The 23,331-nt window shown below is 66.6% G+C and carries 22 protein-coding genes; 14 read left to right on the top strand and 8 right to left on the bottom strand.

Going from position 1 to position 23,331, the window contains the following annotated elements; translation table 11 throughout:
- Positions 1–37: 37 nt before the first annotated feature.
- Positions 38–2,092 (bottom strand): glycoside hydrolase family 97 protein, encoded by a 2,055-nt coding sequence (locus AB839_RS09785; RefSeq protein ID WP_061479201.1) that lies wholly within the window; start codon positions 2,090–2,092, stop codon positions 38–40.
- Positions 2,093–2,329: 237 nt separating this feature from the next.
- Here AB839_RS09785 and AB839_RS09780 point away from each other — a divergent pair, with 237 nt between their 5' ends.
- From AB839_RS09780 to AB839_RS09755, 6 genes are all read left to right on the top strand, one after another.
- Positions 2,330–4,531: a Six-hairpin glycosidase-like protein gene (locus AB839_RS09780; RefSeq protein ID WP_061479200.1), complete on the top strand. Its 2,202-nt coding sequence runs from the start codon at positions 2,330–2,332 to the stop codon at positions 4,529–4,531.
- Positions 4,528–6,015, top strand: a complete 1,488-nt coding sequence (locus tag AB839_RS09775) for an MFS transporter (RefSeq protein WP_061479199.1) — start codon at positions 4,528–4,530, stop codon at positions 6,013–6,015. The genes AB839_RS09780 and AB839_RS09775 overlap by 4 nt, the downstream gene beginning before the upstream one ends.
- A complete protein-coding gene (locus AB839_RS09770) occupies positions 6,015–7,730 on the top strand; it encodes an alpha-amylase family glycosyl hydrolase (RefSeq protein WP_061479198.1) in 1,716 nt (571 codons plus the stop codon). The genes AB839_RS09775 and AB839_RS09770 overlap by 1 nt, the downstream gene beginning before the upstream one ends.
- A 127-nt stretch (positions 7,731–7,857) precedes the next feature.
- Complete coding sequence (locus tag AB839_RS09765; RefSeq protein ID WP_061479197.1) at positions 7,858–8,244, top strand: SseB family protein; 387 nt, start codon at positions 7,858–7,860, stop codon at positions 8,242–8,244.
- Between the two features lie 140 nt (positions 8,245–8,384).
- Positions 8,385–8,849 (top strand): GNAT family N-acetyltransferase, encoded by a 465-nt coding sequence (locus tag AB839_RS09760; RefSeq protein WP_061479196.1) that lies wholly within the window; start codon positions 8,385–8,387, stop codon positions 8,847–8,849.
- Positions 8,846–9,151: a hypothetical protein gene (locus tag AB839_RS09755; protein WP_061479195.1), complete on the top strand. Its 306-nt coding sequence runs from the start codon at positions 8,846–8,848 to the stop codon at positions 9,149–9,151. The genes AB839_RS09760 and AB839_RS09755 overlap by 4 nt, the downstream gene beginning before the upstream one ends.
- A gap of 124 nt (positions 9,152–9,275) precedes the next feature.
- On the opposite strand, the gene AB839_RS09750 is transcribed toward AB839_RS09755, so the two are convergent.
- On the bottom strand, positions 9,276–10,307 hold the full coding sequence (locus AB839_RS09750; protein WP_061479194.1) for a LacI family DNA-binding transcriptional regulator: 1,032 nt from the start codon (positions 10,305–10,307) through the stop codon (positions 9,276–9,278).
- 291 nt (positions 10,308–10,598) lie between these two features.
- Between AB839_RS09750 and AB839_RS09745 the strand changes: the two genes are divergently transcribed.
- Positions 10,599–11,171, top strand: a complete 573-nt coding sequence (locus tag AB839_RS09745; protein WP_043034165.1) for a single-stranded DNA-binding protein — start codon at positions 10,599–10,601, stop codon at positions 11,169–11,171.
- A 123-nt stretch (positions 11,172–11,294) separates the two neighbouring features.
- Here the strand turns inward: AB839_RS09745 and AB839_RS09740 are convergent, their stop codons facing one another.
- Complete coding sequence (locus AB839_RS09740; protein ID WP_061479193.1) at positions 11,295–12,206, bottom strand: LysR family transcriptional regulator; 912 nt, start codon at positions 12,204–12,206, stop codon at positions 11,295–11,297.
- A 98-nt stretch (positions 12,207–12,304) separates the two neighbouring features.
- Here AB839_RS09740 and AB839_RS09735 point away from each other — a divergent pair, with 98 nt between their 5' ends.
- From AB839_RS09735 to AB839_RS09710, 6 genes are all read left to right on the top strand, one after another.
- Complete coding sequence (locus AB839_RS09735; protein ID WP_061479192.1) at positions 12,305–12,631, top strand: nuclear transport factor 2 family protein; 327 nt, start codon at positions 12,305–12,307, stop codon at positions 12,629–12,631.
- Positions 12,628–13,410, top strand: a complete 783-nt coding sequence (locus AB839_RS09730; RefSeq protein ID WP_061479191.1) for an SDR family oxidoreductase — start codon at positions 12,628–12,630, stop codon at positions 13,408–13,410. The genes AB839_RS09735 and AB839_RS09730 overlap by 4 nt, the downstream gene beginning before the upstream one ends.
- A gap of 210 nt (positions 13,411–13,620) precedes the next feature.
- Positions 13,621–14,517 carry a TIM barrel protein gene (locus AB839_RS09725; protein WP_197467679.1) on the top strand — a complete coding sequence of 299 codons (897 nt, stop codon included), beginning with the start codon at positions 13,621–13,623 and terminating at the stop codon, positions 14,515–14,517.
- Between the two features lie 27 nt (positions 14,518–14,544).
- On the top strand, positions 14,545–16,230 hold the full coding sequence (locus tag AB839_RS09720) for a GMC family oxidoreductase (protein WP_061479190.1): 1,686 nt from the start codon (positions 14,545–14,547) through the stop codon (positions 16,228–16,230).
- Positions 16,230–16,805: a gluconate 2-dehydrogenase subunit 3 family protein gene (locus AB839_RS09715; protein WP_061479189.1), complete on the top strand. Its 576-nt coding sequence runs from the start codon at positions 16,230–16,232 to the stop codon at positions 16,803–16,805. Before AB839_RS09720 ends, AB839_RS09715 begins: the two co-directional genes overlap by 1 nt.
- Positions 16,805–17,563, top strand: coding sequence for a DUF1080 domain-containing protein (locus AB839_RS09710; RefSeq protein ID WP_061479188.1), 759 nt, complete (start codon positions 16,805–16,807; stop codon positions 17,561–17,563). The genes AB839_RS09715 and AB839_RS09710 overlap by 1 nt, the downstream gene beginning before the upstream one ends.
- A 10-nt stretch (positions 17,564–17,573) precedes the next feature.
- On the opposite strand, the gene AB839_RS09705 is transcribed toward AB839_RS09710, so the two are convergent.
- Genes AB839_RS09705 through AB839_RS09685 form a run of 5 tightly spaced genes read right to left on the bottom strand, consistent with a single transcriptional unit; the run spans position 17,574 to position 22,206 of the window.
- A complete protein-coding gene (locus tag AB839_RS09705) occupies positions 17,574–17,870 on the bottom strand; it encodes a cytochrome c (RefSeq protein WP_005415640.1) in 297 nt (98 codons plus the stop codon).
- A gap of 18 nt (positions 17,871–17,888) precedes the next feature.
- On the bottom strand, positions 17,889–18,752 hold the full coding sequence (locus tag AB839_RS09700) for a sugar phosphate isomerase/epimerase (RefSeq protein ID WP_061479187.1): 864 nt from the start codon (positions 18,750–18,752) through the stop codon (positions 17,889–17,891).
- A 19-nt stretch (positions 18,753–18,771) separates the two neighbouring features.
- Complete coding sequence (locus tag AB839_RS09695) at positions 18,772–19,896, bottom strand: Gfo/Idh/MocA family oxidoreductase (protein ID WP_061479186.1); 1,125 nt, start codon at positions 19,894–19,896, stop codon at positions 18,772–18,774.
- Positions 19,897–19,908: 12 nt separating this feature from the next.
- Positions 19,909–21,126, bottom strand: a complete 1,218-nt coding sequence (locus AB839_RS09690; RefSeq protein WP_049416508.1) for a nucleoside permease — start codon at positions 21,124–21,126, stop codon at positions 19,909–19,911.
- Between the two features lie 27 nt (positions 21,127–21,153).
- Positions 21,154–22,206, bottom strand: a complete 1,053-nt coding sequence (locus tag AB839_RS09685; protein WP_061479185.1) for a sugar phosphate isomerase/epimerase family protein — start codon at positions 22,204–22,206, stop codon at positions 21,154–21,156.
- A gap of 95 nt (positions 22,207–22,301) precedes the next feature.
- On the opposite strand from AB839_RS09685, the gene AB839_RS09680 reads away from it, so the two are divergent.
- Positions 22,302–23,306 (top strand): LacI family DNA-binding transcriptional regulator, encoded by a 1,005-nt coding sequence (locus tag AB839_RS09680; protein ID WP_061479184.1) that lies wholly within the window; start codon positions 22,302–22,304, stop codon positions 23,304–23,306.
- Positions 23,307–23,331 lie beyond the last annotated feature (25 nt).

The following is a 23,331-nucleotide window of genomic DNA, read 5'->3' as shown; positions in this document are numbered from 1 at the left end:
GGGCTCGGGCGCTACGGGGGCGCATGCAGGAAAACGTTCAGCGGATCGGCGTGAAGCGAATGGCCTGGCCACCGCCGGGTGCCAGCACCAGCGTCACTGCATCGGCGCTGGTCACTTCGCGGGTTTCGCGAACGAACGCGAATGGATTGCTGCGGAAATCCGCGCCCTCGCCATCGCGGTAGATCTCGGCGCGGTAGCGCACGCCAGGTTCCAGGAAGCCCAGTGACACCGGCAGCACGCGGCCGTGTTCATCGGTGATGCTGCCGAGGAACCAGTCGCGGCTGTTGCGGTCGCGGCGCACGATCGTCACGTAGTCACCCACTTCGCCATCGAGCACGCGGCTCTGCTCCCAGTCCACCGCCACGTCCTCGATGAAACGGAACGCCTCGCGATGCTGCAGGTAGTGTTCGGGCAGGTCGGCGGCCATCTGGATCGGGCTGTACAGCACCACGTACAGCGCCAGTTGGCGGGCCAACGTACTGGGGATGGCCTGGCCGTGGCGGCCCTTCAGGCTGAGGATGCCGGGGGTGTAGTCCATCGGCCCGGCCAGCATGCGGGTGAACACCAGGTTGACCTCGTGCTCCGGCGGGTTCGGTGGTTGGCCCCAGGCGTTGTACTCCATGCCGCGAGCGCCTTCGCGCGAGATCCAGTTGGGATAGGTGCGGCGCAGGCCGGTGTCCTTGATCGGCTCATGCGGGTTCACCGACAGGTGCCGGCGCGCGGCTTCCTGCACCACCTTCAGATGGTGGCGGGCCATGAACTGCCCGTCATGCCACTCGCGCCACAAGGGGCCCCCCGTGGGATTGCGGCGGTCGACCTGGCCGTCGTCGCAGACGTAGCCGGTCTTGAACTGGTCCACGCCCAGCCGTGCGTACAGGTCCAGCGCGGCGCCCAGCTGGGCCTCGTAATGTTCGATGGCGCAGCCGGTTTCGTGGTGACCGATCAGGTGCACGCCCTTGTTCAGGCCATACGCCGACAGCGATTCGATATCGAAATCGGGCGTGGCGCGGGTGAAATCAAAGTCGTAGCCATTGCCCACCCACATGCCGTCCCAGCCCGGATTCCAGCCTTCCACCAGCACGCCGCGGAAGCCGTGCGCCGCGGCGAAGTCGATGACTTTTTTCGTCTTGGCGGTGGTAGCCGCATGCTTCCGCCCGGTCGCCCAGCTCTCGTTGTCCAGGTGCATCGACCACCACACGCCCAGGTACTTGGCCGGCTTCACCCAGCTCACATCACCCAGCGCATTGGGTTCGTTGAGATTGAGGATCAGGTCCGATTCGACCAGGCCACCGGCGCGGTCGGCGATCTGCAGCGTGCGCCACGGCGTGGCGAAGGGCAGGGTGCGGCGCACCTTCCAGCCTTCGGCCGAGGGCGAGAGCTGCGCGCGCAGGCGCTGCCCCTCGCTGCGGCGCAGCCACATGCCGGCGTAGTCCACCAGCGCGGCCTCGTGAATGGCCACATGCAGGCCATCGCGGCTGCGCAGGGTCATCGGCGTATGCACCAGCGGTACTTCGCGCAGCGGGGTGCGCTGGTACAGGTACTCGTAGTGGATCGGCTCGCCGGCGGGGATCCACCAGGCGGTGGAGTCCTGTGCGATGGCGAACTCGGTCAGCTCGTCATCGATGATGGCCTCGCGCAGATTCGGCTGCTCGGGGAATACGTAGCGGAAGCCGAGGCCATCGTCGTAGACGCGGAACACTACATCCAGCCGGCGCTTGCTGCCGGTGGTTTCGGCCAGCTGCACGGTCAGCTCGTTGAAATGGTTGCGGGTGAGCCGGCGCTCGCCCCACGGCTGCTCCCAGGTGTCATCGACGCTGCGCCGCTGCTGGCCCAGCAGGGTGAAATCGCGGTCCAGGCGACCGTCGCGCAGGGCGAAGCCGAGCTTCGAATCCTCCACCACAGTGTCGCCCAGGCGCTCGACCCGGTAGCGGGCCGTGCCGCCGTCCAGCACCAGGCTGACCTTCAACACCTTGCCCGGCGATTCGACGCTGGCCACCTGGGGCGCGGCCTGGACCAGCGTGGCCCATCCGATCAGGGCCAGGCCCAGCATGTGCGCGAATACCGCGCGTACAGCAGTGGGTGACATCGGCAATTCCCCTCCCAAGGCGCCGTTGGCAGACCCGGACCATAAGCCAGCGCGGCGGGTGCGCTACCGCGCGACGCCATGAATACGTATGCAACTGGACGCAGCCGACAGCCCCGCGTCTACCATGGCGCCAGGGCACCTTGAGGGAGGGGCCGCGCCCGCCCGCCGGCAACGACGGTGCGGACCTACAACGCGTGCAGAGAGGGAGGGAGGCCGACGGGCGCGAGCCGGTCCGCCGCTTCGATGCTGAAGATCATTTGCCTGACCGCTGCCCTGGGGGCAGCGCTGGGGACGACCGCGCAGGCGGCCGACCTGCAATTCGACGGCCGCCATGCGCGCGCCGAAGCCGCTGCCAAGGGCAGCTTCGTGCTGCATGCGCGCACACCGGAAGGGCGCGGCGAGGTGCGCATCGCGCCGATGCCGATGCGCAGCCAGACCGGCAGCGTGATGTTCGATGCCCTGTTCGCACTGGCCCAGCAGGAGATGGACCAGGACCGCGTGGATGCGATCCGTGATCCCGCCTTCGACGAAGGCCGGCCGGTGCCCTGCGAGTGCTTCCAGACCGGCGCGCGCTGGCCCTATGTGTGGACGCGCGATGTCAGCTTTGCCGCCGATCTGGCGCTCGCACGCCTGGATCCGAAGCGCACCCGGCAGTCGCTGCAGTTCAAGCTGTCGGCGGCGCGCGATGGCCATACGCCCGGCCTGTTCGTTGCGCAGGACACCGGCTCCGGCGGCAGCTGGCCGATCAGCAGTGACCGCGTGGTGTGGTTCCTGGCCGCGCGTCACCTGCTGCAGGATCGCGCGTTTGCCGACCAGGTCTGGCAGGCGCTGCAGGCCACGCTGGCGCAGGACCGCGCGATGGTGTTCGACGCGCAGATGGGCCTGTACCGCGGCGAGACCTCCTTCCTGGACTGGCGTGAGCAGACCTATCCAGACTGGACCCGCGAGGATGTGCGTTTCATCGGTGATTCCTACGCACTGTCCACCAACGTGCTGCACTACCAGGCACTGCGCCTGGCCGAACGCCTGGCCGGGCAGCGCGGCGATGCCCGCGCGGCCGACTACAAGGCCTGGGCCGATGCATTGGCCCAGCAGATCGATGCGCGCTTCTGGCGCGAGGATATCGGCCAGTACATGAGCTACATCGGCGAAGCCGCGCACCCGGTGCCGTACGCCAAGGTCGATCTGCTCGGCCTCTCGCTGGGCATCCTCGCCGAGGTGCTGCCGCCCGAGCGCGCGCGGCGTGCGCTGGCGGCGTATCCGATGGGCCCGGCCGGCAGCCCGGTGGTCTGGCCGCAGGAAGCACAACAGCCGATCTATCACAACCGGGCAATCTGGCCGTTCGTCAGTGCCTACTCGCTGCGTGCGGCGCGGCAGCTGGACGATGCGCCGCGCATTGCCGCCGAGATCCGCTCGCTGATGCAGGGTGCCGCGCTGGCCGGCTCCAACATGGAGAACTACGAGCTGGTCAGCCAGGCCGTGCATGTCGATGAAGGTGCGCTCAGCGGGCCGGTGGTCAATTCGGAGCGCCAGCTGTGGTCGGTGGCTGGATATCTGTCGATGGTGGTCGAGGGCGTGTTCGGTGTGCAGGACGATGGCCGCGTGCAGCCCAAGCTGCCAGCCGCGCTGGTCCCCGAACTGTTCGGCAAGCAGCGCCGCATCTCCCTGGAGGCCGATGGCAAGCGCTATGTGCTGGAGCGGCCGAAGCAGGTGGGTGATGGCCTGCTGGTGGCGGGCGAGGTAAAGACGCGTGGTGCCACCACCACCGTGCAGCTGGTGGCCGCGCCGTCGCGCACGTCGCCCGCCAGCACGGTCGATGCCAATGCGCGCGCGCCGGCAACCCCGCCCGCGCCGCAGGCGCGACGCAGCGGCAGAGGTTGGTCGGTACCGGTGGCTGAAGGCCAGGTGCTGTGGCAGGACGGCCGGGCGGTGACCGCGATCACCCAGGGCGTGGCACGCATCGTCGATGACGGCCTGCAGCATTGCCTGAGCCTGACCCGGCGCGACGGCGCATTGGAATCGCTGCACAGTCCGATGGTCTGCGTCGGTCCGCAGCAGCGATTGAAGGGTGCCGAGCGCTGGCAGTTCACCTCGGCCAAGGCGGGGCAGGTGCGCCTGCGCCTGCAGTACAGCAACGCGAATGGGCCGATCAACACGGGCGTGACCGCCGCGGTGAAGCAGCTGGTGCTGCAGTGCCCGGGCCAGCCGTTGCAGCGGCACACCGTCACCCTGCCGCACAGCGTGGCCGTGCAGGACTCGACCTCGGCGACGTTCCCGGTGCCGAAGGGCCGATGCGCGGTCACGCTTGAAGAGGGCTTCAACATGAGCACACTGCAGCACTTCGCGCACTACACCGGGGGCAAGGGCGGGCGCGGCGGCGTGCTCAACCAGGCGCAGGTGCAGGCGCTGACGGTGGCGCCCGTGGCCGTAGAGGGCGCGCGATGAATCGCCCCGCCAAACCCCAGCTGTCGTTCTGGCAGATCTGGAACATGTGTTTCGGTTTTCTCGGCATCCAGTTCGGCTTCGCCCTGCAGAATGCCAACGCCAGCCGAATTTTCGAGACGCTGGGCGCGGACATCGACGCGGTACCGGGGCTGTGGATCGCCGCGCCGCTGACCGGCCTGCTGGTGCAGCCGGTGATCGGTTACCTGTCCGATCGCACCTGGACGCGCTGGGGGCGGCGCCGTCCGTTCTTCATGATCGGTGCGGTGCTGACCACGCTGGCCCTGCTGGTGATGCCGAATTCACCGACGCTGTGGATCGCGGCCGGCACGCTGTGGGTGCTCGATGCCTCGATCAACGTATCGATGGAGCCGTTCCGAGCCTTCGTCGGCGACCAGCTGGCGCCACGCCAGCGTCCGGCCGGCTATGCGATGCAGAGCTTCTTCATCGGTGTGGGCGCCATCGTCGCCAGCTTCCTGCCGTTCATCCTGGCCCACTTCGGCGTTGCCAATACGGCCGCCGCCGGTGAGGTGCCGGACACCGTGCGCTATGCGTTCTACTTCGGCGCGGCGGTGCTGCTGGCGGCGATCACGTGGACGGTGGTCAGCACCCGCGAATATTCACCAGCAGAGCTGGCTGCCTTCGATGATGCCGAGCCGCCGGCGCATCATGCGGGAGCGGTGATCAACGGCCCGGCGCCATGGACGCGGGTGGCCCTGTGGCTAGGGCTGGGTGTGCTGTTGGCGCTGCTGATCACCTGGCGACAAGGCGACAGGATGCTGTACGTGCTGGCAGGCCTGTGCGCCGGCTACGGCCTGCTGCTGGCGGCCGCGCGCGCGTTGCCGGCCACGCATATGCTGGCCGCCATCGTCGGCGACCTGCGCGCGATGCCGGTGACCATGCGCCGCCTGGCGTGGGTGCAGTTCTTCTCATGGTTCGCGCTTTTCGCCATGTGGATCTACACCACTGCTGCGGTGGCCGGTACCCACTTCGGTTCGACCGATCCACAGTCGGTGGCCTACAACGAAGGTGCCAACTGGGTGGGCGTGCTGTTTGGCGCCTACAACGGCTTCGCTGCGCTGGCGGCGGTGCTGATTCCGCCGATGGTGCGTGCGATCGGCCTGCGCTGGAGCCACCTGGTCAACCTGTGGCTGGGCGCTGCCGGCCTGGTCTCGCTGATGTTCATCCGCGACCCGCACTGGCTGCTGCTGTCGATGGTGGGTGTGGGCTTTGCCTGGGCCTCGATCCTGTCGTTGCCGTATGCACTGCTGTCCGACAGCGTGCCTGCGTCGAAGATGGGTGTGTACATGGGCATCTTCAATTTCTTCATCGTGATCCCGCAGCTGGTGGCGGCCAGTGCGCTCGGCTTTGCCCTGCGCGCATGGCTGGGTGGCCAGCCGATGCATGTGCTGGTGCTGGGCGGCTGCAGCCTGTTCGTCGCCGGCTTGTGCGTGCTGCGGGTTCCGTCCCGTCCGGAGGTGGTGTGATGCGTGGTGTACTGGCTGTTGCCGTTTCCCTTGCCCTGTTCGCCGGCCAGGCCGTGGCCACGCCGCGCCCGGACTACGTCGGCACCACCGAACCGTTCGCCAGCGATGCGGTGTACTTCGTGGTCACTGACCGCTTCGTCAACGGTGATCCATCCAACGATCATCGCGGCCAGGGTGGCGCGCACCGCACCTTCGACATCCCGGTGCCATGCCCGGACAAGGTGGACGGCAACATCGGCTACCTCGGCGGCGACTTCCGTGGCGTGCTCGACAATGCGCAGTACATCCGCAACCTGGGGTTCGGCGCGGTGTGGATCACGCCGATCATCGACAACCCCGACCAAGCTTTCACCGGCAGCAAGCCGATCAGCTGCACCAGCACGCTGACCGACCGCGGCAAGACCGGCTACCACGGCTACTGGGGCATCAACTTCTACAGACTCGATGAGCACCTGCCCAGCAGGGACCTGGACTTCGCCGGACTGACCAAGGGCCTGCACGGTGCCGGCCTGAAGGTGGTGCTGGACATCGTCGGCAACCACGGTTCGCCGGCCTGGACCATGCCGACACGGCAACCGCAGTTCGGTCAGATCTTCGACAAGGATGGAAAGTTGATCGCCGACCACCAGAACCTGCCGCCGCAGAAGCTGGACCCGAAGCACAACCCGCTGCACGCGTTCTACAACAACATCGGTCCGGTCGACAGCAAGGACGGCTCGATCTTCGACGGCAACCTGGCCGAGCTGTCCGACTTCAACCAGGACAATCCGGCGGTGATGGATTACCTGGTCGGCGCTTACCTGCAGTGGACCGCGCAGGGCGTGGACGCATTGCGCATCGACACCATCGGCTGGCTGCCGCACCCGTGGTGGCATGAATTCGTCAAGCGCATCCGCGCCGAGCACCCGGGCATGTTCATGTTCGGCGAAGCCTTCGACTACAACGCGGCGACCATTGCCGAGCACACCTGGCCGGCCAACGCCAATGTCAGCGTGCTCGACTTCCCGTTGCGCGGTGCTCTGGAGCAGACCTTCGGCACTGCCGGCAAGGGCTTCGAGACCCTGGCCGAGCCGCTGCACCTGAGCGGCGGCCCGTATGCCAATCCGTACGAGCTGATGAGCTTCTACGACAACCACGACATGCCGCGCCTGCAGGCCAGCGACAACGGCTTCATCGACGCGCACAACTGGCTGTTCACCGCACGCGGCATTCCGGTGGTCTATTACGGCTCGGAGACCGGCTTCATGCGTGGCCGCGCCGAGCACGCAGGCAACCGTGCCTACTTCGGCCAGCCGCGTGTGGACGCTGCGCCGCAGAGCCCGATCTTCGCGCCGCTGCAGCGTATCGCCAAACTGCGTGAAGCGACCCCGGCACTGCAGCGTGGCTTGCAGGTGAACGAGCGGCTGCAGGGCGATGAGGCCGTGTTCTTCCGCGTGCTGCAGCACGGTGACGTGGCGCAGACGGCGCTGGTGCTGCTGAACAAGGGCGATGTGGCGCGCACCTTCGAGGTGGATCGCTACCTGCAGGCCGGCACGTGGCGTGACGCGCTGGATGGCGGCACGGTGAAGGTCGAGCGGCAGCTGAAGACCGACGTGCCGGCGCATGGGGTGAAGGTTTACGTGCTGGATGCGCCCGTGCAGCAGCCGGCACTGCAGGCCGAACTGGACAAGGCGATGGCCGACCAGAAGGCGCGGGACGTGCGTCTGGGGCGTTGATCGGCCTGGGCCAGGCGGCTGTAGAGCCGAGCCAATGCTCGGCTGCGCCTCTGAGGCGCGCAGATAGGGGCAGCCGAGCGTAGGCTCGGCTCTACAATAGGAGCCCCTATCTCCCCGCCGTATCGCCATGACCGACCTCGCCCCGCAGACCCCGATCGAAACCCTGCTGAAGGCGGCGATGGATGGGGCGGTGCCGATCCGCGCCTTCATGGAAGCCTTCGTCGCCTCCGAGGTGGTGCTGCAGACCGGCAGCCTGGTGACCCCCGATGGCAGCGGTTTCGACCCGCTGCTGTTCGACAAGCAGGGCACGCTGCACGTGGCCGTGTTCACCGATCCATCGCGGGTGGGCATCTACAGCCAGCAGGCCGAACACCAGATCCGCTGGCTGATGCTGGACGTGCTGCGCCGCGTGCCCGGCGGCTACGGCGTGGTGATCAACCCCGGCACCCCGCTGGGCTTCGAGATCTCGCCCAGCGGCGTCGGCGAGATCCTGAAGGACTTCGCCCAGGGTTGATTGTCATGTAGAGCCGAGCCCATGCTCGGCTGCCGTTCGCGCAATGCCGGATCAGTCGAGCACGGCGCGACTCTACAGAAGGCTTCCCTTCGAGCGCGGTCCGTGATCCTCTTGGGCAATATCGGAATCAAGGCATTGCCATGGAATTCAGGGTATTACCCGCTGGCGCACCGGAACGGCAGCAATTGGCCGAGTGGTACCACGCACAATGGGGCCACGACGCGGGCCTGTCGCTGGGACAGGAACTGCAGCGGCTCAATCCGCCGCAGGACGCCGAACGTTTCCCGCACCTGATCGCCGCCTTCGATGGAGACCAGTTGGTCGGTGCCGTGCAGCTCAAGCGCAGGGAGATGCAGGCATTCCCGCAGTACGAACATTGGCTGGGCAGCGTGTTCGTGACCGACAGCCATCGCGGGCGTGGGCTGGCTGGTGCGCTGGTGGAGCAGGCAACGGCGCAGGCGGTGCGGATGGGGGTTTCCGAGTTGTATCTACAGACCGAAGCGCTGGATGGCGGCCTGTACGCTCGGCTAGGCTGGAAGCCGCTGCAGGAAGCCGACAACCGCAGCTATCGCGTGCTGTTGATGGTGCGCAGGTTGGTCGCATGAGCGTTTCCACAGCACACCATTCCCGCTCGGCCCTGATCTTCCTGATCGCTGCCATCGTCGCCGCGCTGGTGTCCATGCCCGTGCTACGCGCGGTAGGCATGGTGCAATGGCCGGTGTTTGTCATTGCCTGGTTGATCAACCTGGGCGCCGCCTGGCATCTGGGGCAGTGGGCACGCGGGCAGGGCCGTTCGGCCTGGGCATTCGGGGTGACGGCAGCACTCGGTACCGTCGCCTCGATCGTGGTCTACGTGCTGCTGGCGGTGCTGGGGCCCCGGCCGTCGCCGCCGCGCAGTCCGCGGTGAGCCCGTGAGTACATCGCCGGAGATCCGCTTCCATTGCCTGGCCGGCAACGTGTGATCGCCGACGGTGAGGCCGCCCGTGTGGCGCGGCCGCACTTGGCGGCTGACCGCTCCGCGCAGGGGGGCCTCAATCGCGGACCGAAGACTCTCTTACCACCAGCTTCACCGGGATGCTCTGGCTCTCCACCGGCTGCCGGCCGATCAGCGTCAGCAGGCGCTCCACCAGCAGCTGGCCGGCCTGCTTGGTGTCCTGCTGCACCGTGGTCAGCGCCGGGGATACCGAAGCGGCCAACGGGATATCGTCGAAGCCGGTCACCGCCACGTCCTGCGGTACCCGCAGCCCGGCCTCGCGCAGGGCGCGGATCGCGCCGATGGCGATCAGGTCGCTGGCCGCGCAGATCGCATCGACCGGTTCAGCGCGCGCCAGCAGCGCCTGGCAGGCCTGCTGGCCAGAGGCTTCGGTGGTGATGGCGTCGTGCTGCAGCGCCGGTTCGGCGGCCAGGCCATGTTCCTGCAGGGCCGCGACGTGGCCGCGGTAGCGCTCCTGGAATTCGGGGTAGTGGCTGGAGGCATGGCCGAGGAAGGCGATGCGGCGGCAGCCCTGCAGCAGCAGATGGGTGGTGATGTCATGCCCGCCCTGGAAGTTGTCGCTGCCGATCGAGACACCGGGCTGGCCAGGCAGGGCGGCGCCCCAGCGCACGAAGTGCGTGCCCTGTTCGACCAGCCGCTGCAGGCGGTCGCGCGATTCGTGGTAGTCGCCGTAGCCGAGCAGGATGATGCCGTCGGCCTTGTTGCTGTCTTCGTAATCGGCCTGCCAGTCGGTGGACAGCTGCTGGAACGACACCAGCAGGTCCTGCCCGTGCAGGGCGCAGGCGCGGGTGATCGAGCCCAGCATCGAATGGAAGAACGGGTTGATCAACGAGTCGTCGTTGGTCGGGTCCTCGAAGAACAGCAGGGCCAGCGTGCCGGCATTGCGCAGGCGCAGGCTGGAGGCGTTCTTGTCGACCTTGTAGTTCAGCTCGCGGGCGATGCGCAGGATGCGCTCGCGGGTCTCGGCGTTGACCATCGGGCTGCCGCGCAGGGCCCGCGACACGGTCGGCTGGGAGACCCCGGCCAGGTGGGCGATGTCGAGGGAGGTGGCTTTGCCTTTGATCGTCATGGGCGGGCGGAGCGGGCAGATGGAAGGTGCCCGGGCATGATGCCATGCGCCGACGCGAATGCCCCTCTGAACGTCGGTCGGGGCGCAGGTAAGTCATTGCCGGACAAGGAAATCAGCCTGATCCTTCGGGGCGGTCGGGGTCTCCTGACCGGGCGGACGGCGGCGGCAATGGTAAGATGCGTCGTTCTCGCATTCCCCCAAATTTCACCAGGGGCGGCCCAGCGTACTGCACCCCGCCCGGGGCTGTGCTATCACTGGCGGTCTGCCCCTGGACAACGGACGAAGGTACCTATGGCGCGCGGCATCAACAAAGTCATCCTGGTCGGCAATCTCGGCAACGACCCGGACGTGAAGTACACCCAGGGCGGCATGGCGATCACCCGCATCAGCCTGGCCACCACCAGCGTCCGCAAGGACAAGGATGGCAACCAGCAGGAGCGCACCGAATGGCACCGCGTGGTGTTCTTCGGCAAGCTCGGCGAGATCGCCGGCGAGTACCTGCGCAAGGGCAGCTCGGTCTACGTCGAAGGCAGCCTGCGTTACGACAAGTACACCGGCCAGGACGGCGTGGAGAAGTACTCCACCGATATCATCGCCGATGAAATGCAGATGCTGGGCGGCCGCGGTGAAGGCGGCGGCGGCGGTGGCGGCAACTACGGCGGCGATCGTCCGCAGCGCCAGCAGGCGCCGCGCCAGGAGTACGGCGGCGGTGGCGGCGGCCAGCGTGGTGGCCAGGGCGGTGGCTATGGCAACCAGGGCGGCAACCAGGGCGGCGGTTACGGCAACCAGGGAGGCAACCAGCGTCCGCAGCCGCAGCAGGCGCCGCCGATGGACGACTTCGCTGACGACGATATTCCGTTCTAAGCGCATCTTCGGTGCATCCCGACAAGGGCTCCTGGCATGCCTGCCTGGGGCCCTTGTCGTTCTTGAGGCACTGCCGGGATCCTGTTGTCCGGCGGCGGCCGATGCGGACGTTCCTCGATGTTGTCACCGATTACCGAACACGCCCTGGTCCAGCAGGCAATCAATGAACGCACCCAGCAGGGCGGGGCGGTGCCGCCTGTTCGGGTAGTAAAGAAAAAGCCCGGGGCGCGAGACCGACCAATCCGCCAGTACCCGCACCAGCAATCCCTGGGCCAGCAGTTCCCCCACGCGATCCTGCTCGAAGTGATAGGCGATTCCGAGGCCGGCCAGTGCCGCTGCAATCCCGACGTCAGCGTGATTGGTGACGACAGGACCGTCCACGGCGACCTCCAGGTGGCGGCCTCGCTTCTTGAACTCCCATCGGTACTGCCTGCCGTCACTCTGCAGCCGCCAGTTGATGCAGGCGTGATCCTGCAGGTCCGCCGGAATTCGCGGTGTTCCGCGGCGTGCCAGGTAATCCGGTGACGCCACGGCCACCATGTTCAGGTCCGGGGTGAGGCGGATGGCCACCATGTCCTTCTCGAGCTGACCACCCACGCGGATGCCCGCATCAAACCGGCCACTGACGATGTCGCTGAGCGCGTCGTCGACCACGATGTCGACAACGACATCAGGGTAGGCCTGGTGGAAGCGGGCAAGCCGCGGGGCAATCAGTGTTCTCGCGGCGATGCCCAGCGTATTGATTCGCAGGGTCCCGTTGATCCGTCCGCTCGCTTCGCTGGTTTCAGCGACCGCTACCGCCAACTCCTGGAACAGCGGCGCGATGCGCGCGTACAGTCGTCCGCCACTTGCCGAGGGTGCCACGCTTCGTGTTGTGCGATTCAGAAGGCGGGTGCCGAGACGGCCTTCCAGTTGACGGATGGTCTGGCTCAGGGCCGAGGGCGATACCCCCAGATGTTCCGCCGCCCGCGCGAAGCTCTGACGTTCCACTACCGCCACGAAGGCCTTCAGTTCAGCGAACTCGGATCCGCGCATTATGTAAGATTCGTGACATAACCCATTCGGATTATAGGGCATTCACTTAACCGACCTGCGTGCACATCCTGAGCGCCTCACCACTGCAGGAGCCAGGAATGAATGCGTTGACTCTCCCGGAACCCATCGCCGCGTACTTCGCGGCCGAACATGACCCCGAAGTGCTGGCGCGTTGTTTTGCCGCCCAGGCTGTGCTGAAGGACGACGGGCACACCCTCGTCGGCGTCGACGCCATCAAAGCCTTCCTGGCCGAGGCATCGGCCAAATACAGCGCCACCAGCGTGCCGAGCGCCATCGAACGGCAGGGGAAACACCACGTTGTCCGTGCCATCGTGAGCGGCAACTTCCCCAGCAGTCCGATTCTGCTGAGCTACCGTTTCGAACTGGAACGGGGCCTGATCGCATCGCTGGAGATCACCGCATGAGCTTCGATCTTCAACTCGGTGGCCTGCGGGCCGTGGTGACCGGAGGCACGGCCGGTGTGGGGGCGGCCGTGGTCAGGACCCTCGCCGAGGCCGGGGCCAGGGTGATGACGTCGGCGCGCAGCCTGCCGGCACGCCCGGTGGAAGGAGTCGCCTACGTAGCCGCCGATCTGTCGACGGCCGAGGGCACCGGCATTTTCGCCCACGCCGTGCTGCAGGCATGGGGCGGCGCAGACATCCTGGTCAATGTGCTGGGGGGATCAAAGACACCTGGCGGCGGCTTCGCAGCGATCAGTGATGCGCACTGGCTTGCCGAGCTGAACCTGAATCTGATGCCGGCGGTGCGTCTGGATCGTGCCTTGCTGCCATCCATGCTCGCGCAGCGCGCTGGCGTGATCATCCACGTCAGTTCGATCCAGCGCATGCTGCCTCTGCCGGAGTCCACCACCGCGTATGCCGCCGCCAAAGCGGCACTCACGACCTACAGCAAGTCGCTTTCACGAGAGGTCACCCCCAAGGGCGTGCGGGTGTTGAGCGTAGCGCCGGGCTGGATCGAGACAGAAGCATCCCGGGAATTTGCAGAGCGGATCGCGGCAGAAGCGGGAACCGATTATGAAGGTGGCAAGAGGCTGGTCATGGACTGGCTCGGCGGGATCCCGGTGGGACGGCCCGCGGCACCGCAGGAGGTGGCCGATCTGATTGTGTTCCTGGCGTCTCCCCGGTCGGCGTCGATTGCCGGAACGGAGTATCGGATCGACGGCGGCACGATTTCGACGCTGTAGCCAACAGGCGTCGTCCTGCTCCCACCGCCAGAAGGAAAGCCCCGCTCACGCGGGGCTTTTGTTTTCCAGGTCGGCTGCGGAGTTGTGCCTCGCAGCATTGATTTTCGTGCACTGCGACTTGCAAACACACAAATTCCTCCCCTATGGTGCAATCGATTGCATTGCAGTGAATCCTCAGTGTTTGATGTCGGTTGGGAGGCCGGCAGATGGATGTCCATCCATTCGATCAGACCGGCCCCGGCGATGGGCATCACGCGACGCGACGCGCTACGCCTTGCGGTTGCCGGCGGCATTGGCCTGGGGGCTGCAGGTGTGCTCCCTGCACTCGCCGCCGATTCCCCCCTCAAAGGAAACCTGAAGCAGGCCGTCGCCCGTTGGACCTTCCCGCAGCTGTCGGTTGCCCAGCTCTGCGCGACGGTGAAGGACATCGGTTTCGCCGCGATCGACCTGGTCGGTCCCGAAGACTGGCCCACGCTGAAGGCCCACGGCGTCTACAGCTCGATGTGCAACGGCGCGGAACTGGGCCTGACCAAGGGTTTCGCCGGCCGCGAGTTCCATGACCAGCTGGTAGAGCGCTACACGCGGCACATCGATCTGGTGGCCGATGCCGGTTACCGAAATCTCATCTGCTTCTCCGGCAACCGCAATGGCATGGACCCCCACGACGGCTTGGCCAATGCCGAAGCCGGCCTCAAGCGCATCCTCGGGCATGCCGAGAAGCGCGGCGTCGTGCTGGTGATGGAACTGCTGAACTCCAGGGTCGATCATCGCGACTACCTGTGCGACCACTCCGCATGGGGCGTGGAGCTGTGCCAGCGGCTCGGCTCGGACAATTTCGGCCTGCTCTACGACATCTACCACATGCAGATCATGGAGGGCGACATCATCGCCACCATCGGAAAACACCATGCCTGTTTCAAGCACTACCACACCGCAGGCGTGCCCGGCCGGAACGAGATCGGAGACCAGCAGGAGCTCAACTATCCGGCCATCTGCCGCGCGATCCGCGACACCGGTTTCAAGGGGTATCTGGCGCAGGAGTTCATGCCTGCCGCGCCCGATCCCGTTGCTTCATTGCGCGAGGCGATCCGCCTCTGCGACGTCTGAAACGATATCCACCCAGGTGAGAGACCCATGGCAGATAATCACTACGACGCCATTGTTGTTGGCTCGGGAATCAGTGGCGGCTGGGCAGCGAAGGAGCTGACCGAGAAGGGCCTGAAGGTCCTGATGCTGGAACGCGGGCGCAACATCGAGCACGTCAAGGACTACGTCAATGCGATGAAGGAAGCGTGGGACTTCCCGCATCGCAACCGGCCGACGCAGGCGATGAAGGCCGCTTTTCCGGTGCTGATGCGCGACTACGGCCTCGCCGAGAACCTGGAAGGAATGTGGGCCAACGAGCAGGACTCACCCTACATCGAAACCAAGCGTTTCGACTGGTTCCGCGGCTACCACGTCGGTGGCCGTTCGCTGTTGTGGGGCCGTCAGAGCTACCGCTTCTCCGACCTGGATTTCGAGGCGAACCTCAAGGAGGGCATCGCCACCGATTGGCCGATCCGCTATGCCGACATCGCGCCGTGGTACGACCATGTGGAAAAGTTCGCCGGCATCGCCGGCACGCGCGAGGGACTGGACGTGCTGCCGGATGGTGAGTTCCTGCCGCCGATCCCGTTGAACATCGTCGAAAAGGATGTGGCCGCGCGTATCAAGAAGGCCTTCGGCGGAACGCGCCATATGATCCACTCGCGCACCGCCAACATCACCCAGCCGATGCCCGAGCAGGGGCGCGTCAACTGCCAGTACCGCAACAAGTGCATCCTTGGCTGCCCCTTCGGTGCCTACTTCTCGACTCAGGCGGCAACGTTGCCGGCGGCGATGAAGACCGGCAACCTGACCCTGCGGCCGTTCTCGATCGTCAAGGAAGTGCTCTACGACAAGGATCGCAAGCGCGCGCGTGGCGTGGAGGTGATCGACGCCGAGACCGGGCAGACCTACCAGTACACGGCCAAGGTCATCTTCCTCAACGCATCGTCCTTCAACTCGACCTGGCTGCTGATGAACTCGGCTACCGACGTCTGGGACGGCGGGCTGGGCTCCTCGTCCGGCGAGTTGGGGCACAACGTGATGGACCATCATTTCGGTGCGGGCGCCTCGGGCCGGGTCGAGGGCTACGAAGACAAGTACTACTTCGGCCGCCGTCCCTGCGGCTTCTACATTCCTCGGTTCCGCAATGTCGCCGCCGACAAGCGTGGCTACCTGCGCGGATTCGGCTACCAGGGCGGTGCCAGCCGCACCGGCTGGTCGCGCGAGATCGCCGAGCTGAACATCGGTGCCGACCTGAAGGAAGCGCTGACCGTGCCCGGTGACTGGCGCATCGGCATGACCGGGTTCGGTGAGATGCTGCCGCACCACGACAACACGATCCGCCTGGACCGCGAGCGCAAGGACAAGTGGGGGCTGCCGGTGCTGGCGATGGACGTGTCCATGCGCGCCAACGAACTGGCGATGCGCAAGGACATGGCCGCGGACGCTGCCGAGATGCTGGAGGCGGCCGGGGTCAAGGACGTGAAGATGCACGACAACGACTACGCCCCGGGCAAGGGCATCCATGAGATGGGGACTGCGCGTATGGGACGGGACCGGAAGAGCTCGGTATTGAACCAGCACAACCAGGTATGGGATGCGCCCAACGTCTATGTGACTGATGGTGCCTGCATGACCTCCAGCGCCTGCGTGAATCCGTCACTGACCTACATGGCGCTGACCGCGCGCGCGGCCGACCACGCGGTACGCGAACTGAAAGCGGGGAACCTGTGATGGATCGCCGCGAACTGCTGAAGATGATCGTCGCCGCCACCGGTGCGGCCATGGTCGGCCTGCCTGCGCTGGTGCAAGGCAAAGCGCCAGCGGCCGGGGCGATGGTCCCGTTCTCCGATGCCGATATCGGCACGCTGGACGAGATTGCCGAGACCATCCTGCCGCGGACCCGGACACCCGGGGCGAAAGACGCGGGCGCCGGTGCGTTCATGGCGACGTTCGTCAGCGACTGCTACACCGCCAGGCAGCAGGCGGTGTTCCGCGCCGGGCTGGCGGACATCGACAAGCGCGCCGGTGGCCGCTTCGTGTCGCTCACGCCGGAGGCGCGCACCGGATTGCTGCGTACACTGGATGCCGAAGCCAAGACGCGCAATGCAGACGTGACCGAGACCGGAACGCCCGAAGAGGGCGAAGCCATGCCGCATTACTTCACGATGATCAAGCAGCTGGCCATCTTCGGCTTCTTCACCTCCAAGGTCGGTGCGACCGGGGTGCTGCAGTACGTCGCCGTGCCGGGGCGCTACGACGGTGACCTCGCCTATGTCCCCGGCACACCTGCCTGGGGGACCAGCTGATGGACACCAACCTGATGATCCGCCCTGCGTTGATCACCGCCGGCCTGCTGGCCGCTGCATCTGCGTTCGCACAGGACAGTGCCGACGCTGTGCGTGACCCGAAGAAGACGGAAGTGTGGACCCCTGTGCCCGCGACCGTGGCAACGCCACCCGGCAAGGCACCGTCCGATGCGATCGTGCTGTTCGATGGCAAGGATCTCTCCGCGTGGGAATCGGAGCAGGGTGGCCGCGTGCCCTGGAAGGTTGCCGGAGGCGCCATGACGGTTGTTCCGGGCAGCAAGGGCATCCGTACCCGGCAACCCTTCTGCGATGTCCAGCTGCATGTCGAATGGCGTACGCCCACCGAAACGAAGGGCTTCGACGGCCAGAACCGGGGCAACAGCGGGATCTTCCTGCAGGGACTCTATGAGTTGCAGGTACTCGACAGCTACCACAACCCGACCTACGCCAATGGCCAGGCGGGTTCGATCTACAAGCAGGCCATGCCACGGGTGAACGCCTCGCGCGCACCGGGCCAGTGGCAGGTCTACGACATCCTCTGGAAGGCCCCGCGCTTCTCGCCGGGCGGCGGCCTGACGTCGCCCGCGCGGATCACCGTGCTGCATAACGGCGTGCTGGTACAGGACGATACCGTGCTGGCAGGCAGGACCGAATACATCGGTGCGCCTTCGTACGCACCGCATGGGTGCGCGCCGCTGTATCTGCAGGAACATGACTCCAGGGTCAGCTACCGCAACATCTGGGTGCGCGAGCTGTAGCGCCCACCCGCTACTTCGCCAGGTAGCTGGCGATGTCATCGATCTCCTGCTGTGACAGCTGCGGGAAGGGGGGCATCAGACCGCCGCCCTTCCTGATCCTGTCCTTGACCTGGGCGGGCTGCAGCCGCTTGCCGACATCGGTGAGCGCCGGGAACGTCGGCGGTACACCGGTGCGTTCAGCACCGTGGCAGGCGGTGCAGTGCTGGGCGTAGAGTTTCGCGCCGGCGGCCGGGTCGTCCTTGGCCCACGCTGCCGTCGCAACGTTCATGCCGCCCAGGGCCACGGCCACTGCCAGGATCATTTTCATGTGGGGCTCCTTGATGCGTCAGCGGTGGGCACGGGTGGGCGGGTTGGTGGTCAGGTGTTCACGCAGGTAGTCCGCGCCGGCCTGGATGACCTTGGCCGGGTCGCGTGGCTGGTCGTGTTCGACGATGTACCACTGCACGCCAGCGGTGGCGGCGGCCGGCAGGATCGCGTTCCAGTCCAGCACGCCCTGGCCGACCGCAGCGAATCCACCTTCGTCTTCGGCCTGGCCCTTGGGCGCATTGTCCTTGGCGTGTACCGCAAATATGTGGCCGCGGAACTTGCCAAGCATCACGGCCGGGTCCAGGCCCGCGCGCGCGACCCAGGCCAGGTCCAGTTCGGTCTGCAGCTCGGGGCCGGCGGCGTCGAACAGCAGCTCCAGTCCGGTCCTGCCATTGAAGTCGACCAGCTCGAAGTCGTGGTTGTGGTAGGCCAGCTGCATCCCCTTGCCGCGCACCTGCCTGGCAATCCGGCCCAGCTCCCGGCCCAATGCGGTCCAGCCGGCGGCATCGCGCGGGCGGTCCTTCTGGTCCAGGTAGGGCACCACCAGCGTGCTGTTGCCAATCGAGCGGTTGAAGGCCACCACGGCATCCAGGTTGTCGCGCAGCTCGGCCAGCTGAACGTGCGACGAAACCGCTTTGATCGAGTAACGGTCCAGCAACTGTTTCAGTTCCGCAGCGCTTGCATTCTGCGTACCGACGGTCTCCACCGCACGCACGCCCGCGTCGTGGACGATCTTCAGCTGCTGGTCGAGCGGGCCGGCGTTGCGCAGCGTGTACATCTGCACGGCGATGGGCTTCTGCGCACCGGCTGTGTTTCCTGCGAAGGCGGGCAGGGCGGCGAGCAGCAGGATGAGGATTGCAGTTCTACGGACAGGGATGTTCATCAACAGGTCCTCCCGGGATTCAACCGATGGCGGTCCAGGTGCGTGACCTGGCCGATGCAATGACACGATCGACGATCCGCGCCGAGCGCAGGCCGTCTTCGAAGGTGGGCAGGCCCTGCAGCCGCTCGCCTTCAATGGCGCGATAGGTGTCGGCCACGAACGCTTCGAAGCACTGCCCGTAGCCCTGCGCGTGCCCCGCTGGCAGCGGCGACAACCGGCGTTGTTCGGCACTGCCGGCGCCCGGGCCGCGCACGAAGATTTCCTCGCGCTGCTCGGGCAGGCCGATCCACAGCCGCTCGGCATCCTCCTGGTTGAACGCCACGCTGGCGTTGGCGCCGTCGATCTCGAACCAGAGCCGGTTGTGGCGTCCGGCCGAGACCTGGCTGACCGTCAATGACGCCAGCGTGCCCGCGCCGGTCCTGAACATCGCTGCGGCCACGTCCTCGCTCTCGACCGCTTGCTTTGCGCCGTCTGTCGCCGGCGTGCTGAAACTCTGGGAAGTGGTTGCGCTGCGCTCGGGGATCACCGTGGCAAACGCCGCGTTCACTTCGGCGAAGCACTCGCCGCTGACCCATTCAACCAGGTCGCACCAGTGCGACCCGATGTCAGCGAACACGCGCGATGTGCCACCCAGTGCCGGGTCGACCCGCCAGTTGTTGCTGGCCGGGTCCAGCAGCCAGTCCTGCAGGTAGCTGCCATGGATCAGGTGCAGTGGCCCCAAGTCGCCCTGCGCGATGCGTGCACGTGCCTCGCGGACCACCGGGTGGTAGCGGTAGACGAAGGGGACGGTGGCGACCAATCCGGTCGAGGCGGCCAGCGCCGCCAGCGCCTGCGCATCGTCCAGCGTCGTCGCCAACGGTTTCTCGCAGATCACGTGCTTGCCGGCGTCCAGTGCGGCCTGCGCCATCGCGCGGTGCAGGTGGTTGGGCGTGCAGATGTGCACGACCTGTACCTGGGGATCAGCGACGACGTCCTCGATATCGCGATAGGCGCGCGGGACATTCCACGCGTGCGCCACCTCGCGCGCGCGCTGCGGCGACGAGGCGGCCACGCCGCGCACCTCGGCGCCCGCCAGCAGTGCCGCGCGGCGATGCACCGCGCCGATCATGCCGGTACCAACGATGGCGATTCCAAGCGGGGGCATCGGCCGGTCTCCTCAGGGTGTGGACGACGCGGCCGCCGCTACCGGGCGGTCGCGGAACAGCAGCAGGAAGGCGATCAGCACCACCAGTGCGACGCCGGCCGGGAACAACCAGATCTGCTGCCAGTCCGGGCCCGCTGCAGTGGTGAAGTGCTCCACTACCGCGCCGGACAGGAAGGTGCCGATCAGCATGCCCACGCCATAGGTGGCCAGGGTGATGAAGCCCTGCGCGCTGCTGCGCGCGGCGGGGCCGGCGTGGGCATCGGTGTAGATCTGGCCGGTGACGAAGAAGAAGTCGTAGCAGATGCCGTGCAGCACGATGCCGATCACCAGCAGCGGGAAGCCACTGCCCGCATCGCCGAAGGCGAACAGCGCGTAGCGCACGACCCAGGCCGCCATGCCGACCGCCAGCATGGTCTTCACCCCCAGCCGCACGAACAGGAACGGCATGGCCAGCATCAGCAGCACTTCGGACACCTGGCCCAGCGACTGCAGGCCGGCCGCGCCCTGCACGCCCAGGTCGTTGAGATACGGATTGGTGAAGTTGTAGTAGAACGACAACGGGATGCAGATGGCGATGGAGGCCAGGAAGAACACCAGGTAGGCGCGCGACTTCAGCAGCCGCAACGAATCCAGTCCCAGGATCTGCCCCAGCCCGGCATCGCGCTGCTGTGCCAGTGGCGGCGTGTGCGGCAGGGTGAACGCATACAGGCCCAGCACCAGCGATGCCGCCGCCGCCATCCGGAAGGTCAGTTCAAGCCGATGCGCCTGTTCCCAGCCCAGCCAGCCGATCAGCACCCCTGCGACGATCCAGCCGACGCTGCCGGCCACGCGTACCAGCGGGAACTGCTTCTCCGGCGATTGCATGTGCCGCATCGCCACGCTGTTGGCCAGTGCCAGCGTCGGCATGAACAGCAGCATATAGCCCATGACGCACGCGGAAAACACGCTGAAGCTGGTGGCGGTGGACGCCAGCCACATCAGCACCGCGCCGGCCAGGTGCAGTACCGCCAGGATGCGCTGCGCCGCGAAATAGCGGTCTGCGATCAGGCCGACCAGGAACGGTGCCACGATGGCACCGATGGACTGGCTGAGAAACGCCGTTGCCACCTGGCTTGCGCTGGCCTGCAGCGGGCCCTGTACCAGGTAGGTGCCCAGGGTGACGAACCACGCCCCCCAGATGAAGAACTGCAGAAACATCATCGCGCCCAGGCGCGACATGGCGTGCGTCATGGCTTGCCCTCCCGGGGCGGTCTTGGCTCAGATTCCCAGCATGCGGCGCAGTGATCCAGCGTCCGTGGCGCTCCCGGCAAAGTCGTCGAAGGCGCGTTCGGTTACATGGATGATGTGATCGCGGATGAAGGCGGCACCCTCGCGCGCGCCGTCCTCCGGGTGTTTCAGGCAGCACTCCCACTCCAGCACCGCCCAGCCGGGGAAGTCGTACTGGGCGAACTTCGAGAAGATCGCCTTGAAGTCGATCTGGCCGTCACCGGGTGAGCGGAACCGGCCCGGACGATCGATCCAGTCCTGATAACCCCCATACACGCCGCTGCGCGCGCTGGGGCGATACTCCGCGTCCTTGACGTGGAAAATGCCGATGCGGGCGTGGTAACGGTCGATGAAACCGAGGTAATCCATCTGCTGCAGCAGCAGGTGGCTGGGGTCGTACAGGATCTTCGCGCGGGGATGATGGTCGACCTCATCGAGGAAGCGCTCGAAGGTCGCACCGTCATGCAGGTCCTCGCCCGGGTGGATCTCGAAGCACAGGTCCACGCCGCAGGCATCGAACACATCCAGGATCGGGCGCCAGCGGCGGCCGAGTTCGGTGAAGGCTTCTTCCACCAGGCCCGGCGGGCGCTGCGGCCACGGATAGAAGTAGGGCCAGGCCAGCGCACCGGAGAACGTGGCGTGCGCGCTCAGCCCGAGGCGCTGGCTCGCCTGCGCGGCGAGCCGCAGCTGCTCCACGGCCCAGGCCTGGCGCGCGGGCGGGTTGCCGCGCACGTCTACGGGTGCGAATCCGTCGAACAGGCTGTCGTAGGCGGGATGGACCGCGACCAGCTGCCCCTGCAGATGAGTCGACAGTTCGGTGATCTGCAGACCGTGCCCGGCCAGCATGCCGGCAACATCGTCGCAGTACGCCTGGCTGCGTGCCGCCTCGGCCAGATCGAACAGGTGGGGCGCGGAGGTGGGAACTTGTACGCCAGAATAGCCCAGACCCGCGGCCCACCCGGCCAGCGTATCCAGCCGATCAAAAGGAGCTGTGTCGCCGATGAACTGCGCCAGGAACAGCGCTGGACCCTTGAGCGTCTTCAACGTGATTCGCCCTCGATGCAATCGATTGCATTATCCTAGCAGGGGCGCACGCAGGACCTGTTGTGCACTGCACAGCGGACAGGAGAACTAACGCCATGGCCACCATCTACGACATCGCCAGGCACGTCGGCGTCTCCGCAGGCACGGTGTCACGGGCGCTTTCCCGGCCAGACAAGGTGCTGCCGGCCACCCGTGCGCGCATCGAGCAGGCCGCCGCCGCATTGGGCTATGTGCCCAACACGGTGGCCCGCACGCTCAAGACCCAGCGCAGCGGCAAGATCCTGGTCACCGTCCCGGACATCGCCAATCCGTTCTTCGCACAGATCCTGCAGGGTGCGGAGGAGGCCGCGCAGGCGGTCGGCTACGCGGTTCTGCTGGGCGATACCCAGCATCAACCCGATCGTGAGGAGCGCTACGCACAGATGCTCCGGCGCAACGAGGCCGACGGCATGATCGTGCTGGGCCATCGCCTGCCACCGACCGCGCGCGAAATCGTCGAGCAGCGCGGCGCAGCTGCGCCGGTGGTCAATGGATGCGAGTTCGACCCCGCACTGGGCATCCCCAGCGTCCATATCGACAACGCGGCCGCCGCACGCGCGGTGATGGAGCACCTGTACGGCCTGGGGCACGAACGGATCGCCGTGGTCGGCGGGCCACCTGACAACCCCCTGCACCAGCAGCGGCTGGAAGGGGTCCGGGCCGCCGGCAAGGCGCGGGGTCGCCTGCGCCAGCTGAGCATCGTGCCCGGGGACTTTTCCGTTGAGTCCGGGCATGCGGCGGTGATGGCGCTGCTGGACGGCACGCCCGTGCCGACCGCGGTGTTCTGCTTCAGCGACCAGATGGCACTGGGGGCACTGGCGGCCTGTCGCGACCGGTGCATCCGCGTTCCGGAAGCGCTCTCCATCGTAGGCTTCGACGACCTGGCCTCTTCGCGTTATCTCACCCCGCCGCTGACGACCATCCGGCAGCCGATGCGTGAAATCGGTGAGCGCGCGGTCAACCTGCTGCTCGCCATCATCGAACAGGTCGATGTACCGCTTCAGCAGACGCTGGAGTTCAGCTTCATGCTGCGCGGTTCGACAGCGGCGCCTGGGCGGTAGCGCAGGCGAGGCAGGGCAGCCGGAG

It is taken from the genome of Stenotrophomonas sp. DDT-1 (assembly GCF_001580555.1).
Classification (GTDB): Bacteria; Pseudomonadota; Gammaproteobacteria; order Xanthomonadales; family Xanthomonadaceae; genus Stenotrophomonas; species Stenotrophomonas sepilia.
This window is presented reverse-complemented; position numbering and strand designations above follow the sequence as displayed.